The 17,152-nt window shown below is 60.8% G+C and carries 12 protein-coding genes; 6 read left to right on the top strand and 6 right to left on the bottom strand.

The window, feature by feature from the left end:
• The 6 genes from ACL0K2_RS03165 to xthA all read right to left on the bottom strand — a co-directional run bounded on the left by ACL0K2_RS03165 (position 1) and on the right by xthA (position 6,959).
• On the bottom strand, positions 1-810 hold the full coding sequence (locus ACL0K2_RS03165; RefSeq protein WP_413044428.1) for a carbohydrate ABC transporter permease: 810 nt from the start codon (positions 808-810) through the stop codon (positions 1-3).
• A gap of 187 nt (positions 811-997) precedes the next feature.
• Positions 998-2,305, bottom strand: a complete 1,308-nt coding sequence (locus tag ACL0K2_RS03160; protein ID WP_045162399.1) for an ABC transporter substrate-binding protein — start codon at positions 2,303-2,305, stop codon at positions 998-1,000.
• A gap of 300 nt (positions 2,306-2,605) precedes the next feature.
• On the bottom strand, positions 2,606-3,511 hold the full coding sequence (locus ACL0K2_RS03155) for an AraC family transcriptional regulator (protein ID WP_045162398.1): 906 nt from the start codon (positions 3,509-3,511) through the stop codon (positions 2,606-2,608).
• A gap of 65 nt (positions 3,512-3,576) precedes the next feature.
• On the bottom strand, positions 3,577-4,512 hold the full coding sequence (locus ACL0K2_RS03150; protein ID WP_413043759.1) for a carbohydrate kinase family protein: 936 nt from the start codon (positions 4,510-4,512) through the stop codon (positions 3,577-3,579).
• Between the two features lie 108 nt (positions 4,513-4,620).
• Positions 4,621-5,997 (bottom strand): substrate-binding domain-containing protein, encoded by a 1,377-nt coding sequence (locus tag ACL0K2_RS03145; protein ID WP_413043758.1) that lies wholly within the window; start codon positions 5,995-5,997, stop codon positions 4,621-4,623.
• A gap of 149 nt (positions 5,998-6,146) precedes the next feature.
• Positions 6,147-6,959, bottom strand: coding sequence for an exodeoxyribonuclease III (gene xthA, locus ACL0K2_RS03140; protein WP_045162395.1), 813 nt, complete (start codon positions 6,957-6,959; stop codon positions 6,147-6,149).
• A 164-nt stretch (positions 6,960-7,123) separates the two neighbouring features.
• Between xthA and ACL0K2_RS03135 the strand changes: the two genes are divergently transcribed.
• The 6 genes from ACL0K2_RS03135 to ACL0K2_RS03110 all read left to right on the top strand — a co-directional run bounded on the left by ACL0K2_RS03135 (position 7,124) and on the right by ACL0K2_RS03110 (position 17,117).
• Positions 7,124-7,762 (top strand): GNAT family N-acetyltransferase, encoded by a 639-nt coding sequence (locus ACL0K2_RS03135; protein ID WP_045162394.1) that lies wholly within the window; start codon positions 7,124-7,126, stop codon positions 7,760-7,762.
• A gap of 145 nt (positions 7,763-7,907) precedes the next feature.
• Positions 7,908-9,635 (top strand): autotransporter assembly complex protein TamA, encoded by a 1,728-nt coding sequence (locus ACL0K2_RS03130; RefSeq protein WP_413043757.1) that lies wholly within the window; start codon positions 7,908-7,910, stop codon positions 9,633-9,635.
• Positions 9,632-13,324, top strand: coding sequence for a translocation/assembly module TamB domain-containing protein (locus ACL0K2_RS03125; RefSeq protein WP_413043756.1), 3,693 nt, complete (start codon positions 9,632-9,634; stop codon positions 13,322-13,324). The genes ACL0K2_RS03130 and ACL0K2_RS03125 overlap by 4 nt, the downstream gene beginning before the upstream one ends.
• Before the next feature lie 402 nt (positions 13,325-13,726).
• The gene (locus ACL0K2_RS03120) at positions 13,727-15,079 is read left to right on the top strand and encodes an alanine/glycine:cation symporter family protein (protein WP_045162392.1); all 1,353 of its coding nucleotides are present in this window, start codon (positions 13,727-13,729) and stop codon (positions 15,077-15,079) included.
• Positions 15,080-15,132: 53 nt separating this feature from the next.
• Complete coding sequence (tpx, locus tag ACL0K2_RS03115) at positions 15,133-15,633, top strand: thiol peroxidase (RefSeq protein ID WP_045162391.1); 501 nt, start codon at positions 15,133-15,135, stop codon at positions 15,631-15,633.
• A 308-nt stretch (positions 15,634-15,941) separates the two neighbouring features.
• On the top strand, positions 15,942-17,117 hold the full coding sequence (locus ACL0K2_RS03110) for an NAD(P)-dependent oxidoreductase (protein WP_413044427.1): 1,176 nt from the start codon (positions 15,942-15,944) through the stop codon (positions 17,115-17,117).
• The last annotated feature ends 35 nt before the right edge of the window (positions 17,118-17,152 follow it).

Below are 17,152 nucleotides of genomic sequence, written 5' to 3'. Positions count from 1 at the left end.
TCAGTATTTTTCGGTGAGATTCTTGCCGAGCATCCGCACCAGGATGATCGCCGCGATATTGGCGATCAGCACTGCGATCAGGCCGCCGGCCGAGGCCATGCCGACGTCGAATTGCAGCAGCGCCTGGTTGTAGATCAGGTAGGCAAGGTTGGTCGATGCGTAGCCGGGACCACCGCTGGTGGTAGTGAAGATTTCGGCGAACACCGACAGCAGGAAGATCGTCTCGATCATCACCACCACCGCGATCGGTCGCGCCAGGTGCGGCAGGGTCAGGTGCCAGAAGATGGCGATCGGGCCAGCGCCATCGAGGCGGGCGGCTTCCTTCTGCTCCTGGTCGAGGGACTGCATGGCCGTCATCAGGATCAGGATCGCGAAGGGCAACCATTGCCAGGAGACGATGATTACGATCGACGCCAGCGGGTGCTGGGCCAGCCAGTCCACCGGCTGCGCGCCGAAGAATTTCCAGACGGCGGCGAGAATTCCGGAGACTGGATGGTAGATCAGGTTCTTCCAAACCAGGGCGCTCACCGTGGGCATGATGAAGAACGGCGAAATCAGCATGACGCGCACGATGCCGCGACCGGCAAAGTCCGCTGCTTCCAGCAGGGCGGAAATCAGCACGCCGAGGACCACGCTGATCAGCAGCACGCTGCCGACCAGAATCAGCGTGTTGACCATGCCGGGCATGAAGCCGGCGTCGGTCAGGAAATACTCGAAGTTCTCCAGCCCGACGAAGTCGTTTTCGCCGGGATAGAGCAGGTTGTAGCGAATCGTCGAGAAGTAGATGGTCATCGCCAGCGGCACCAGCATCCACAGCAGCAGAAGCGCAACGGACGGACTGACGAGGAACCAGCTGGGTCCGAACCGTCGTGGCTTGCGCTCGTTCGCCGTTTCGGTGACGGGGACCTTGGGCAAGGCTGTGGTAGTGGTGGCCATGGGCGTGCTCCGGATGAAAGAAGGCCATAAGGGCTCAGGCGAGCCCTGTCCGATGGAGTGCCTACTTGGGATAGCCGGCGCGCTTCATCTCACGGGCGGTGGACTGCTGGACCGCGGTGAGCATCTGCTCGACCGGCATCTGGCCGGTCAGCGCGGCGGAGAACATCTTGCCGACCTGGGTACCGATGGCCTGGAACTCTGGAATGGTCACCAGCTGGATGCCGACATAGGGCACCGGCTTGGTCGACGGCGAGGCGGGATCAGCCTGCTTCAGCGACTCCAGGGTGATCTGGGCAAAGGGCGCAGCGGCCATGTATTCGTCGCTGTAGGTCGATTCGCGGGTGCCCGGCGGTACGTTGGCGACACCATCGGTTTCGGCGACGAGCTTGGCATAGTCTTTCGAGGTGGCCCAGGCGGCGAAGGTCTTGGCGGCGTCTTTCTGCTGCGAACTGGTCGGAATCGCCAATGCCCATGAATACAGCCAGGCCGAGCCCTTGTCAGTCTCCTGCTGCGGCGCGAAGGCGAAGCCGACCTTGTCGGCGACCTTGCTTTGCGATGCGTCGGTGACGAAGGAGCCGGCAACCGTCGCATCGACCCACATGGCGCACTTGCCGCTGTTGAACAGTGCCAGGTTTTCGTTGAATCCGTTGCTGGACGCACCCGGCGGGCCGTATTTGCTCAGCGTATCGACGTAGAACTTGGCCGCCTTGGTCCACTCCGGACCGTTGAATTCGGGTTGCCACTTCTCATCGAACCAGCGCGCGCCGAATGAATTGGCCACAGTGGTCACCAGCGCCATGTTCTCGCCCCAGCCAGCCTTGCCGCGCAGGCAGATGCCGTATTGGTCTTCTCCCGGCTTGTGCAGCTTCTCGGCGAACTCCGCCATCTGCGCCCAGGTGGGATGCTCGGGCATCTCCAGGCCTGCCTGCTTGAACAGATCGGTGCGGTAGTAGGTCATCGAGCTTTCGGCATAGAACGGCAGGGCGTACAGGGTGCCATCGACCGAAAGACCTTCGCGCACCGAGGGAAAGACATCGTCGAGGTCGTAGTCGTCGGGCAGATCGCTCATCGGTGCAAGCCAACCCTTGTCGCCCCAGAGCGACGCTTCGTACATGCCGATGGTCAGCACATCGAACTGGCCGCCGTCAGTAGCGATATCGGTGGTCAGGCGTTGGCGCAGGACGTTTTCTTCCAGCACCACCCAATTGAGCTTGATGTCGGGGTTCTTTTCTTCGAAGGTCTTGGACAGGCGCTGCATGCGGATCATGTCCGCGTTGTTGACCGTCGCGACAGTTACGGTTTCGGCGGCCTGGGCCATGCCGAACGAGGCGATGCAGGCCGTGCCGAGCAGCAAGTGTGAAATCTTCATTCTTGAACTCCTCTTCCACGGCAGAGCGGTGGAAGTCGCTTATTGTTTTTGTTGTTGCCCGCGTACTGCGCTACGGGCGGCTCGCGAGCATTACAACGCCGGTAGTGTGCGGGCGACAAAGCCCTGACTACACTTCGAACAATACTTTTTTGCACTGAGTTTGAGCGTTCTTGTTGCCTGGATAGACTCAAGATTGAGTCGCGCCAGCCGCTCAAGCGCGAGGGTTTTCCGAGTTCGGTCGGGGGCCTTCGAACGAGTCGGAGCGCGGGTGCACGATGGGTGGCAGCGGCCGGATGCGTATCAGCTGGCCAGGTTCTGCTCGGTGAGGCGCTGCTCGACCAGACGGCGATAGCACGACGGCGTCATGCCTTTTAGCTGCTGGAAGCGGCGATTGAAGTTGGACAGGTTGTTGAAGCCCGACTCGAAGCAGACGTCGGTGACCGGCTTGTCCTGATCCAACAGTAGCTCGCAGGACTTACTGATGCGCAGGCTGTTGACGAATTCGACGTAGCACCGGCCGGTCGCGCGCTTGAAGAAGCGCGAAAAGTAGGTGGGCTTCATACCGAGGTGGCTGGCCACCTCTTCAAGCGGCAGTTCGCGCATGTAGTTATCGAAGATGTAATTGACCGCCATGTTGGTGCGGTCGGCATGGTGTTCGTCGCTCAGTTGTGCCGACGTCGCGCCGGACAGCAGCTGATAGTCGTCACAGCGGGCGAGCAGTTCGAGCATGATCAGAAAGTAGCCGAGGCGGGTGGCGCCGCGGCTGTCAGCGATCTGCTGCATCAGCTGGCGCGCCTGGGTGATGGTCTGCGGGCAGCGGAACTCGATCCCGTAGCGAGAGCGTTCGAGCATCGGTGTGAAGCCGCGCAGCTCGGAGAAAACGTTATGGCCTGCCTCGAACAGCTCATCGGTGAAATTGACCAGCATGTCGCGCTTGGTCACCACTTCGCCTTCCTCGACCTGGCTGATCCAGTTGTGCGGCAGGTGCGGGCCGGTCAGAAACAGGCTGTCCGGAGCGAAGTTGCCAACGTAGTCGCCGACGAAGACCTTGCCGGAGCTGGCGACGATCAGGTGCAGTTCGTATTCCTTGTGGTTGTGCCAGCGCACCAGCGGGCAGGGGAAACCATGTTCACGGTAGATCAGCGAGTTGCCGTGGTGGTCATCCATCAGCTCATAGGATGGGTCGGTGATCTTCAGCGCTTTCATGCAGGTTCCGTCGTCCTAAAAAGTCCTCTGGGTTTATAGACGTTCGTGAAGCTACGGCCAACCGGTCAGATGATTTCGTATCGGTAAGGCAGCTCGGGACCACGTCTGGAGCAGGTGATCGATGCCGCCTGCATCGCGAAACTCAACATCGCTTCCAACTGACCAGGCTCTATGTCCGCCAATGCGCCTGGGGAATTCAGGCCCTGCTCGTGGAGGTAGCTCAGCAACGCCGCTTGAAAGGTATCGCCGGCACCCACGGTGTCGCGCACCGTGACGGTTCTGGCCGCCGCATACAGCGCGCCATGACGCCGACTGAACAGCTGCGCGCCTGCGCCACCGCGGGTCAGCAGCACCAACTCGCAGCTTCCTTGCAGCCACCGCTGGGCGATAACGTCAGGTGCTTCGCCGGGATAAAGCAGCGCCAGATCTTCATCGCTAACCTTGATCAGGTGTGCGTGCTCGGCAAAGGCCTCGACCCGCTCGCGCCAGCGCAGCACGTCCGGTTCGACATTGAGGCGGATATTCGGGTCCAGGGAAATCAGACGATTGCTGCTTTCGCGGCGTACCAGCGCCAGCAAAGTGTCGGCGATCGGCGCGGTCACCAGCGAATAGGAGCCGACATGAATGCCACGGATATCCTCGCCAAGCGGGGCGAGATGCTCATCGCGTGGTAAGCGGTCGGCGCAGCCTTCGCCACGGAAACTGTAGACCGGCACGCCGCCGGCCCCGAGTGCGACCATCGCGAGGGTGGTGGGCGCATCGAAAGCCGCCAGATAACGGCAATCAACACCTTCCTCTTCGAGCACCTGGCGCAGCTGCTGGCCCAGGTGATCGCTGGATATGCCGGTGAACAGTGCGCAGGGCGTTCCCAACCTGGCCAGCCCGACGGCAACGTTGAAGGGAGACCCGCCGGCGACCGCCTCTAGATTCAAGCGGTTGTTACGAGTGCCCGAGGGCGTCGCAAATACGTCGAACAGGGCTTCGCCACAGACCAGGTACATAGGATATTTCCGATGCCGTAAATCCCCAGAGCTTAGTCGCGGTACGTGCCGTGTGACAGTACGACACAGGCTTTCCGCCAATACGATTTTGCACTGGTGGTTGGCGGTTCAGTACACCCACACTTCGACCCGCCGGTTCTTGATGCGGCCGCTCTCACTGTTCGACGCCACCGGAAGTTGGTCGCCTAACCCGTTGATATCCCTTACGAGTATGCCTCCACGGGAAAGCTCGCGACGGACCGCCATCGCCCGCAGTTTGGACAGAAGAGCGGTGCGTGTCGGGTCGCCTTTCGCGTCACCGAAGCCCACCAGCACCGCTGCGTTCATTATTTTGTCCGTGCCTCGCAGATAATCGATCAGGCGACCGATATCGCGCTGAGCCTTGTTGTCCAGGCGCGCACTGCCTTCGTCGAAGCGAAAGTTGACGGTCAGTCGCTGCGCTGTATTGGCCAGGGCCTGGTAGGGCGGAGGCATGTCCGTCTGCGCTGGCAGTTTGATCGCGGTAATCGCCTGTGCGATGTAGCCGGATTGCGCAACGATGGCTTGGCCAGCGGCGCTGTGGACGAAGTCGAGGTAGGCGCGGGTCCACTCCGACTGCCGACCCGGATCGGCATAGAAGAACAGGCGACGCGACAATGGATAATCTTCGGTTGCGACCAGCGCCGTGGAGGGCAACATCGGCTGTGAGTTGCCGTCGGCTATCGCCAGAGCTTTTGAACGACCGACCGAGGCGAGACCGACAAATCCGATTGCGCCGGGACGGGTGCTGACCGTGTTCGACAGTTGGTCGTTGGACTCGTAGCGTGCGGCACTTCCGGCCAGCGTCTTGCTCTGCCTGGCAAGCACCAACTCCTTGAAGGTGTCATAGGTACCGGACTGATCATCGCGTGCATGCAGTTCGACTGCTAGATTGTCGCCGCCCAGCTCGCGCCAGTTGCGGACCTCGCCGGCAAAAAGCCTGGCGACCTGCTCGACGCTGAGTGAAGCGACCCGGCTGCCCGGGTGAACGATGATCGCCAGTCCATCGATGGCGATGATCTGTTCGGCCTCTGCACTACGTAAATTACCCAGCGTGGCAAGGCTATCGAATTCACTGTCCTTGATCGGTCGTGAGGCGGCCGCGAGATCGGCGGAGCCGTCCTTCAGCCCGGCGAATCCGGTTCCTGTCCCGTGGGCCGCAACCAGCGCGTGGACTGTACGACCGGAATCGTCGGTGCCACTGACGCGCTGCTCGTTCTCGCGCCCAGCCGGAGCAATCCGTACGGCCGTCAGCCCCTGCGCTTCGAAGAACCCGGCGATCAACATCGGGGCGAGCTTCGCGCCGACGGTGTTCGACCCTTGTATGCGCAAGACCGGACTGTCGTTCACAGGCGGCGCCGGCATGGCAGCTTCGCTCGCTGACATCGGCCCGATGCTGAGCAGGCCGAGAAACGCTAAGCGCAGCACCCGTTTCCCTGTAGTGCGTGCGGACGCAGAAAATGCCATGCAGCGACTCCCTTTCAAAGAAGCGGGGAGATTAAGAAGCTTTGTTTGCCGTTATGTGACGGCCGGTCGCGAACTTGCCGATATGAGCAATGCTTGGCAGTTTCAGTCGCCCGACTCGATGCTCCGCGCATCGAGTCCAGTCAAGGCTGTCACTTCAGTTCGATCCAGACCGGGCAATGGTCGGAAGGTTTCTCCATGCCGCGGATGTCGTAATCGACGCCACAATCAATGACGCGCTCATGCAGGCCGGTGGTCGTCAGAATCAGGTCGATACGCAGTCCTCGGCGGGGATCGTCCTCGAACCCACGGCTGCGGTAGTCGAACCAGCTGAAACGATCGGCAACCTCGGGATTGAGCGTACGGAAGCTGTCCTGCAGGCCCCAGTTCTTCAAGCGTGCCAGCCATTCGCGCTCTTCCGGCAGGAAGCTGCACTTGCCTGTGCGCAGCCAGCGCTTGGCGTTCACTTCACCGATGCCGATGTCGCAATCTTCCGGCGAAATATTGAAGTCGCCCATCACGGCAACGGACTGATCGGGAGTGAAACGCTCTTCCAGCAATGCTTGCAGGTCCGCGTAGAACTTGGTTTTGGCGGGAAACTTAGTGGGATGGATGCGGCTTTCTCCCTGCGGAAAATAGCCGTTCATGACAGTGACCGGTTGGCCATCGCCATCGGCGAAGCGACCCCAGATGAAGCGCTTCTGCGACTCCTCGCCATCGCCAGGAAAGCCCTTATGGATTTCCAGAGGCGCGTTGCGAGAGAGCAATGCGACGCCGTAGTGCCCTTTCTGACCGTGAAAGTGGACGTGATAGCCGAGGGCTTCGATCTCGGCCTGGGGGAACTGCTCATCGTCCACCTTTGTTTCCTGCAGGCCGATAACGTCCGGCCGATGCTTGTCGATCAGTGCAGCCAGTTGGTGAGGTCTTGCGCGTAACCCATTGATATTGAAGGATACAATTTTCATTTGGTTCAGGCCCCGGCAAAACCGAGATTCTAATCGTTTCGAGCGGCCCGCTGCGAGCCGTATCAGTAGAGCCGGCTATAAACACGCCTAGATGCAGCACGGCAGCGATGCCGGTGCTAACGTGAGTTCAGGCTCTACAACAATAAAGATCAAAGAGAACCGCCATGCCGATGCCCGCCGAAGTACGAATGCTGGACAGTGGTTACGCCAGGGAAGCTCGCTCGCTCCTGTACAACGCCTATCGACACGAACCCACCTTTGCGTACCTGTTCGAGTCCGATCGGCCGGGCTACGACCAACGAGTGCGCGCAACGGTACGTGAGTTGGTGAATCAACACCTTCTACAGGACCAGCCTTCGCTAGGTTTGCTGGTAGACGATCGGCTGATCGCCGTCGCGCTGATCGCGCCGCCGCAGCGGCGCCTCGACATCACCGAAAGCTGGGCATGGCGCATGCGTATGTTGTTGACTGCCGGCTTTCGCTGCACCCGACGCTATCTCGATTACCACGCCGCGGTGTTGGGCTGCCTGCCGCCGGGCACCTTCCATGTATTACCGATGATGGCCGTCCACCCGCAGTATCAAGGGCAACACTATGGCGAGCAGCTTCTCGAGGCATTGCACAACTGGTGCGCCGCCGACACCACCTCGCAGGGATTGGTGATCGATACCGGGAATCCTCGTTACCTGCACTTTTACGAACGGCAGGGCTATCAAGAGCTTGGCCAGGTGGCCATCGGGCCGGTGGTCGAACATGTGTTTTTCCATCCAGCGCCGCGTCAGGTTGAAGCCAATAGCGGTTGACCGCGAATTTTGCTGGCCGTCCAAAGTCCAACTGATGGATGTCCGATGAAGTTTTCCAATGCCCTGCCTGACGCTGTACGTGCCGTGCCATACGCCTCGATGCCAACCCCGAGCTTCGGCGCGCGTCGTGCTAGCATCGCTCGCCATGCGCTTATTCTCCATGAGTCGAATCCTTCCGACCGGCTTTGCCCTGTTCGTTTCTACCGGTCTCTGCGCCGCGGAGCTCGACGTCAGCGTCGAGCCCTCGAACCGTGCACTGCGTGAAAACGTCGAAAGCTACATTGGCGATCTGGGCGATCGTAACGAGGCGGAACTGCTGCGTTATAGCCGCATCGCCCAGGAGCAGGCGGAAAAAGCACTCCAGGCCCTGGGGTATTACAGCGGCAAGATCGAATCTCAGGTCAGTGGTGGCGAGAACCCGCAGCTGAGGTTACGTATCCAGCCCGGCGAGCCGGTTCGACTGCGCAGCATCACCGTACGTGTGGACGGGCCGGCCGCCGATTTGCGCACCTTCCGCGTGCCTCGCAAAACGCTCAAGAGCGGGGAGGTGCTCAACCATGGCCAGTACGAGGAGGTGAAGCAGCAGATCCTCAACCAGGCTTCACGTTACGGTTTCTTCGATGGCCGCTTCAAAACCCAGCGCCTTGCCATCGATCCCGCTGTGAACGCCGCCGATGTCGAACTGGTATTCGAGAGCGGCCCACGCTACCTGTTGGGCGATGTGCGCTTCGAGGGAGATTCTCCCTTTGATCCGGCTCTGCTGGCCCGCATGGTGCCATTCGAAGCCGGTACGCCTTACGACTCGGAACTGGTCGCTGATCTGAATCAGGCGATGCAGTCCAGTGGCTACTTCGAAGGAGTGCGGGTCGATGCCAATCCGGCCAACGCCGAGCAACAGCGCATTCCTGTTGCGGTACAGCTGACCACACGTGACCCCAGAACACTTGGGCTCGGGCTTGGATTTTCCACCGATGTGGGCCCACGCATGCGTCTGGATTTTCTGCGTCATTGGGTCAATCCGCAGGGTCATAGCTACGGGCTCGAAACGGAACTCTCGGCGCCGCGGCAAAATATCGGACTCTGGTACGACGTGCCGCTGGATCCGCCGCTGACCGACAAGTTGCGCTATGCCGCCGGTTATCAGTTCGAAGAGCTGGCCGACAGGGATAGCCAGAGTCGGCTGCTGACGGTCGGCCCCGAGTGGCACCGTAAGCTGCCCAGCGGGTGGAAGCGGGTCTGGGCACTGAAATGGCGACACGAACAGTACGAGCTCGGGGACGATTCTGGCGTCAGCACACTGCTGATGCCGGGCGTTGCCTACAGCTATCTGCGCAGCGACAACCGCATCGATCCCAGCCGCGGCTACCGTCTGGAATTCGAGTTGGCCGCGGCCAAGGAGGGGCTGCTGTCCGATGCGGATCTGATCCATGCGAACACGACGGTCAAGGGTTTGATCACCCTCGCCGAACGCCATCGTTTCTTGGGCCGTGTTCAGGTCGGCGGAAACTGGACCAACGAATACACCAAGGTACCGCCATCGCTGCGCTATTTCGCCGGTGGGGATCAGAGCGTACGTGGCTATGACTATCAGAGCTTGTCGCCGACCAACTCCGATGGCGACAAGATTGGCGGGCGCTACCAGTTGGCGGTCAGTGCCGAATACCAGTACTCGCTGACGGACAAGTGGCGGGTCGCGACCTTCGTCGACCAGGGCAACGCGTTCAACTCCTTGGAGCTGCCATCGCTGAAAAGCAGCGTCGGGCTCGGCGTTCGCTGGGTTTCGCCGGTCGGGCCGATCCGCGTCGATCTGGCGCACCCACTCGATGACGAGGGGGGCGTGCGGCTGCATTTTTCCATGGGGCCGGAACTTTGAAGTCTACGGCACGAGTCATTCGTTGGGCGCTGTTGGGTCTTCTGGCCTTGCTGCTCCTGACTCTGCTGGCCGTAGTCCTGGTGCTTGGCACCAGTGTGGGCAGTCGGTGGGCCTTGAGCCAGGTCCCCGGAGTGCAGGTCGAGCAGTTTCGCGGGCGCCTTGGTGGCGATTGGCAGGCGCAGCGGCTGACCTGGGAGCAGGACGGCAGCCGCGTCGAGGTGCAGTCGCCGCGAATGGCATGGTCACCGCTATGCCTGCTCCGCATGACGCTGTGCGTCGAGGAGCTGGTCGTCGGCGATATTGATCTGCGGTTCCCACCGACGCAGGAGGATGCTGCGCCCAGTGAGCCGTTCAGCCTGCCCGACATCAAGTTGCCGCTGCGATTGCGAGTCGAACGGATCGAGATCGGCAGGCTTCGGTTGAATGATGTCGAGCAGTTGCAGCGCCTGCAGCTGCGCGCGGATTGGCGTCAGGACGGCCTGGATATCCAGGCGCTGCAGCTGCGCCGCGAAGACCTCTCGCTGGACATGGCTGGTCGCCTGCAACCGAGCGGCGACTGGCCGCTGGAACTGGCCGGCGATGCAGCGGTGCGCTCGCCCGATGGGCAACCCTGGGCGCTGAAGATTGCGCTGGATGGCGAATTGCGCGAGCACCTGATGCTGGACGTCGAAAGCCAGGGCTATCTCGACGGCACGCTCGGAGGTTGGATACGTCCCTTGGAGTCGGATTTGCCGGCGAATCTGCTGCTGACGGTGGAGCGCTTCAAAGCCGCGGAAGAGCTCCCCGATGCGCTGCGTCTGGACACGCTTGACCTGACCGTTGCTGGCGATCTGCAGCGTGGCTATCGGCTGGTCGGCGAGGGGAGTTTGCAAGGCGAGGGCGGTGCGGTCGGCATCGCCCTGAATGCGCTGGTCGACAAGATCCATGCGCAGGTCGAAGCGTTACAGCTTGAGGCCGGCGAGGGGCAACGGCTCAGCTTGAGTGGCCAGGCGGACTGGCAGGAAGGACTGCAGGGGGAGGGTGAGCTGGCCTGGCGCGACTTCCCATGGCGTCGGTTGTATCCGGACATGGAAGAGCCCCCCGTGACACTTCGTACGCTCAATGCGCAGCTGCAATACGACAGGGGCAACTACCTGGGCAACTTCGATGCAGCGCTGACCGGCCCGTCGGGCGATTTCACCTTGCGAAGTCCTATCAGCGGCGATCTCGAAGAGGTGCATCTGCCGCAGCTCGAATTGCGTGCCGGACAGGGCCGAGCCGACGGGAATCTCAGCGTGGGCTTCGCCAACGGTGTCGATTGGAACACCACGTTGGATCTCAGCGAGTTCGATCCGTCGTATTGGGTTACGGAACTGCCGGGACGGTTGAAAGGCACGCTCAGCAGCCGCGGCGCAATGCGTGATGAACAGCTGCAGGCCGAGGCTCGTCTTGATCTGGACGGTACGTTGCGCCAGCAACCGCTGAATCTTCAGCTGGAGGCGAGCGGGCAGGGTGCCACCTGGGACGTTCCCCGTATGGACTTGCGCCTCGGCGACAACCGGATCCAGGGTAACGGGCGCTGGGCTGAAACCTTGCAGGCAAGCCTCGAGCTGGATTTGCCGCGTTTGGCGCAGCTTTGGCCTGATCTCCAAGGCCAGCTCGCCGGCAACCTCAGCCTGGCGGGCACGCCGGCCGCCCCCCAGGGCGAGCTGACGCTTGATGGCCGCCAAATCGCGTTCCAGGACAATCGCTTGGATCGTCTGCAACTGGCCGCGAACCTCAAGGAAGGCGAGCGCGGCCAACTGCAACTCACCGCCACGGGGTTGCAGGCGGGGGATACCGATCTGGGGCAGCTGCACATAAATGCCGAGGGGACTCGTCCGGCGCATCAGGTCAGTCTGAGCCTGCAAGGGCCGCTGCTCGATTTGTCCTTGGGGCTGGATGGCGGATTGCGTGGAGAGGATTGGCGAGGGCGCCTGCTGCGAGCCGAACTGAATGCTAAGGGACAGCAGTGGACACTTCAGCAGCCGGCCACCCTGCAGCGCTTGGCCAGCGGTCGGGTGACCTTGGGCGCACATTGCTGGGGATCGGGTTCGGCCACGCTCTGTGCCGAGGATCAGCGGCTAATGCCCGATCCGCAACTGCGTTACCGGCTGCGTGATTTTCCACTGGAATCACTGGCCGCTTACCTGCCCGACAATCTGCTCTGGCAAGGGGAGGTCAATGCCGACCTGTCGTTGGACCTGCCGAATGCGGGTCCCAGCGGGAACGTTCGAGTCGATGCGGGGCCCGGCACCTTGCGTATGCGCGACGGCGAACAGTGGTTGGACTTTCCTTATACAACCCTGGCACTGAACAGCGAGCTTACGCCGCGGCAAGTCGACAGCCGCTTGCGCTTCGAGGGTGGGGAACTCGGCGAGCTCGACGTGCAACTGCGGGTCGATCCGAGTACCGAGGCCAAGGCCATCTCCGGCTCGTTCCGTCTGAGCCGTTTCGATCTTTCCGTAGCCAGGCCCTTCGTGGCTCAAGTCGAGCGATTGAGCGGACAGCTGAGCGGCAATGGCGAGTTATCCGGCAGCTTGCAACAGCCGCAGGTCAACGGTGAGCTGAGACTGAGCGACGCGGAGATTGCCGGCAGCGAGCTGCCCGTCAGTTTCGAGCAGCTTCAGGTACGGGCCACCATCGAGGGTGAGCGCGCGCGAGTCGATGGCGACTGGCGCAGCGGTGAGCAGGGGCGAGGGGAGATTGCCGGCACCCTGGATTGGGGCGATGCGCTGGATCTGGATCTACGCGTGAGGGGCAGCCGGCTGCCGGTGATCGTCGAGCCTTACGCCGAGCTCGAGGTCGAGCCGGATCTGCGTCTTGAGCTGGCCGGTGATCAATTGGCGGTGAGCGGCAAGGTGCGCGTACCGCGCGGTGATATCACCGTGCGCGAGTTGCCACCTTCGACCGTTCGGGTTTCCGAAGACGCCGTGATCATCGGTGCGGATGCCGAAGAAGCCCAGGCACCGATGGCCATTCGCATGGATATCGATGTCGAAGTGGGCGAGGACCGCTTGCGATTCAAAGCATTTGGTCTCACGGCCGATTTAGCGGGCTATGTACACATCGGCGACAACCTAGACACACGCGGCGAGCTCAATCTCAACAATGGTCGATATCGTGCTTACGGCCAGCGCCTGACCATTCGCCGTGCTCAGCTGTTGTTCACGGGTGTGCTGACGCAACCATTCCTGAATATCGAGGCCATACGACGGATCGAGTCGGACAACGTCATCGCCGGTTTACGCATAACCGGTAGCGCCGAACAACCGAGGGTCGACGTGTTCGCCGAGCCGGCGATGAGCCAGGAGCAGGCGCTGTCGTATCTGGTGCTCGGACGGCCTTTGGGCACCGATGAGGGTGAAAACAACATGTTGGCGCAGGCGGCGCTAGGGCTTGGTCTGGCGGGTAGCTCGTCGATTACCGGCAATGTTGCCCAGCGTCTGGGCATTCAGGATTTCCAGCTCGACACTGAAGGTCGTGGCACGGAAACCAGCGTCGTCGCCAGCGGTCGTCTTACCGATCGATTGACGCTTCGTTACGGTGTTGGGGTGTTCGAATCGGCCAACACCGTGGCCCTGCGCTATCAATTGACCAAGCGGATATTTCTCGAGGCTGCGAGCGGGCTGGCCAGTTCGCTCGACCTCTTCTATCGACGCAACTTCTAGCCGCTCATGCAGCGATACCGCCTGCAAAAAAACGCACCGAATTCGCTGGCGGCATCGCAGCGCTGAGCTACGCTGGTGAGCTTACGTAACCGGCAATCAGGGCTCCGCTCATTCGGTGACCTGCGAGTCGCTCAAGGCTGCGAAAAGTACCTGTCAACGGTGTCGCGCCAAGCACTCGTGGTGATGGTAGGATCGCTCGGTCGCTCCTCGCATGACGGCTGACGCAAGGCTCTAGCATGAGTTTTGCAGGTTGCCGGTAGTACCCAGCACATTGAAGTCGGGGTCATTACCGAGTCGCTTCGGCAGGGGATGGAAATGTGGCGTGTGCGCTGCATTTGTATTTCGCTCCGGCGCGGGCCGCTCGGGCAAGGATGTCTAACATAATTAATAAGGGTGCCTTGAATGGAATTCCTGCAAAACCTGGTCAACAACATTAACGGTCTCGTCTGGGGACCACCCATGCTGGTGCTGATCCTCGGTACCGGTCTCTTCCTAATGGTGATGCTCAAGTTCATGCCGCTGGCGCATATTGGCACCGGCTTCGCATTGATCTGGCGCGGGCGCGTAAAAGGCGACGAGGAGACGGGTGAGATCAGCCCATTCCAGGCGCTGATGACCTGTCTGGCCGCCACCGTCGGCACTGGAAACATCGCCGGTGTAGCCACGGCGATCTTTCTCGGCGGCCCGGGTGCGCTGTTTTGGATGTGGTGTACCGCGCTGGTCGGCATGGCCACCAAGTACTGCGAAGTCGTTCTGGCGGTCCATTACCGCGAGAAGGATGACCGTGGCGAGCATGTCGGCGGGCCGATGTATGCCATCAAGAACGGTCTGGGCAAGCGCTGGTTGTGGCTCGGCAGCGCCTTCGCCATTTTCGGTGGTCTGGCTGGGTTCGGTATCGGCAACATGGTGCAGGTGAACAGCATGGCACTCGCGCTCGAGGCCACATTTTCCGTACCGCTGTGGGTCACCGGTCTGGTCGCCATGCTGTTCGTGGGCTTGGTGATCCTGGGCGGTATCAAGCGCATAGGCGCTGTGGCAGCGGCGCTGGTGCCGTTCATGTGTGTGGCTTACATCATCGCTGGCATCACGGTGCTGGTGGTGCACGCCTCGGAAATTCCTGCTGCATTCGACCTGATCTTCACCCACGCGTTCTCGCCTATCGCGGCCACAGGCGGCTTTGCCGGCGCGGCGGTCATGGCAGCGATTCGTTTCGGTGTCGCGCGGGGTATCTTCTCCAATGAGGCAGGCCTCGGCACTGCCGGCATCGCTCAGGCCGCCGGTACCACCAGAAGCTCGGTACGCTCAGGCATGATCGGGATGATGGGCACATTCATCGATACTCTGATCATCTGCACCATCACGGGTCTGGCGATTATCTGCTCCGGTGTCTGGACCGGAGGCGAAAGCGGTGCCGCACTCTCCGCCGCAGCCTTTGAATCAGCCATGCCGGGAGTTGGCGGGGCGCTACTGACCGTCGCACTGGTGGTGTTCGCTTTCACCACGGTTCTTGGCTGGAGCTACTACGGCGAGAAATGCTGGGAGTTCCTGGTCGGCACCAAGGCGATCTGGCCGTTCCGTATCATCTGGGTGCTGGCAGTGCCGTTCGGTGCGATCGCGCAGCTGGATTTCGCCTGGCTACTGGCCGACACCCTCAACGGCCTGATGGCGATTCCCAACCTGGTTGCGCTTCTGCTACTGAGCCCGGTAGTGGTCAAGCTGACCAAGGAATATTTCGCCCGTAATCAGGCTGCGTGATCAATCCAGGCCGCGAGTGTTCATCTCGCGGCCCATTCCAACTAGGAGTTCACATGACTGAAGTAACCCTCAGGGGCAACCCGATCCAGGTGGCCGGCGTTTTTCCGCAGGCGGGTCAGAAGGCCAAGCCGTTCAGCCTGGTCGGTGGCGATCTGGCTGATGTCACGCTGAGCAGCTTTGCTGGCAAGCGCAAGGTGCTGAACATCTTTCCGAGCATCGATACGCCGACGTGCGCCACCTCGGTACGCAAGTTCAACGCTCAGGCCAACGAGCTGGCCAATACCGTTGTGCTGTGCATCTCTGCGGACCTGCCGTTCGCGCAGAAGCGATTTTGCGGCGCAGAAGGACTGGAGAACGTAGTCAACCTGTCGACCATGCGCGGTCGGGAATTTCTCGAGGATTATGGCGTGTTGATCGCCACTGGCCCGCTTGCTGGTGTAAGCGCGCGGGCCGTCGTCGTGCTGGACGAGCAGGACCAGGTGCTGCACAGCGAGTTGGTCGCCGAGATCGGTACCGAACCGAATTATGAAGCGGCTATTGCGGCCCTCAAGTAATTACGATCGATAGGAAGCGGTGCAACGCCGCTTCTTTTTCTCCCCGAATCTGGCGACAAAAATCTAGCCCGCTCACCCTTTTCGCTTGCCATTAATCAATTGGCTGAATCGAGCTGCTAACGCTTAGCTTGAGCTATCAAGCGCTCTGCAGACGCAACGGCGTCACGCGATGGCGTTAGGCCAGATTTTTTATTTTGCTACAAAATCTTTTCGTGCCGCTGCGGTCAGAGCATTCGTTGCCTATTGAATGGATTCGCCCTATGTCTACCTCGCATATCAAAAAGAAGATCGGTGTATCCGGCACAGGAATGATTGCCCATTGCTTTATCCGGCTGATCAAGCAGCACTACCAGGATCTGGAAATTTCCGGTGTGCTGACTCGCCGCCCGCTGAATTCCTTCAGCGACTTTCCCCTGACCGAACGGCTCACGAACTCCATCGATCAATTGATCGATGACGCCGACCTGATCGTCGAATGCAGCGGTGATGTTTTTCATGGCACCGAGGTTATCGAGCGCGCGTTCGAGGCCGGCTTGCAGGTAGTGACGGTCAATGCAGAGCTGCAGGTCACCACGGGCTCTTATCTGGCCGGTAAGGGTTTTATCACCGAAGCTGAGGGCGACCAGCCCGGCTCGCTGGCGGCGCTGCATGAAGAAGCCCTGATGATGGGCTTCAAGCCGTTGGTGTACGGCAACATGAAGGGTTACCTGAACCACGATCCGTCGCTCGAAGACATGACGTACTGGTCGAAACGCCAGGGTATCAGCATCGATCAGACCACTTCTTTCACCGACGGCACCAAGGTGCAGATCGAGCAAGTGATCGTTGGAAACGGTTTGGGCGCGACCATTACTCAGCAGGGGCTAGAAGGGCTGGCATCGACCAATCTGACCGAAACAGGGAATTTGCTTGGCATGATGGCTGAGCGCCTCGGTCAGCCATTCGTCGATTACGTCATTCCCTCTGGGTATCCAGCCGGCGGCGTATTCCTGGTCTGCCGGCATGACGACAGCCAGCAGGCCGCTATCGAGTATTTCAAGCTCGGTCCCGGTCCTTATTACACGTTGGTGCGTCCGTTCCACCTGTGTTCATTGGAAGTGGGCAAGACCGTGCGTCGCGTACTCAACGGAGGTGGCGTGCTGCTGAATAATTCCACCGCGCCGACCTTGGGTGTAGGTGCCATTGCCAAACGGGCCATGCGCCCTGGTGAGCTCATTGAGCGCGGCATCGGTGGCTTCCAGTTCCGTGGTGAAGCGCTCAAGCTCGATCAGAATCCAAATCACGTTCCGATCGGCCTGCTGCGCAAGACAGCACTCAAGCGTGCGGTTGAACCCGGTCAGTTGATTACGTTCGACGACGTTGACCTCCTGCCGAGCCGCGCGCTGGATATCGTCATGCAGCAACGTGCGGAGCGTGCTGCTAAGGTCACGCAGACGCCACCAGCAAGCCTGCAGCCCGTTGGAATGATTGCGGTAGGCGGCTGAGAGACCAGTCGATAAAAAAAGAGCGATACGCTGTT

Origin of the sequence: Pseudomonas sp. YJ42 (genome assembly GCF_047225135.1) — a bacterium.
Classification (GTDB): Bacteria; Pseudomonadota; Gammaproteobacteria; order Pseudomonadales; family Pseudomonadaceae; genus Stutzerimonas; species Stutzerimonas stutzeri_E.
This window is presented reverse-complemented; position numbering and strand designations above follow the sequence as displayed.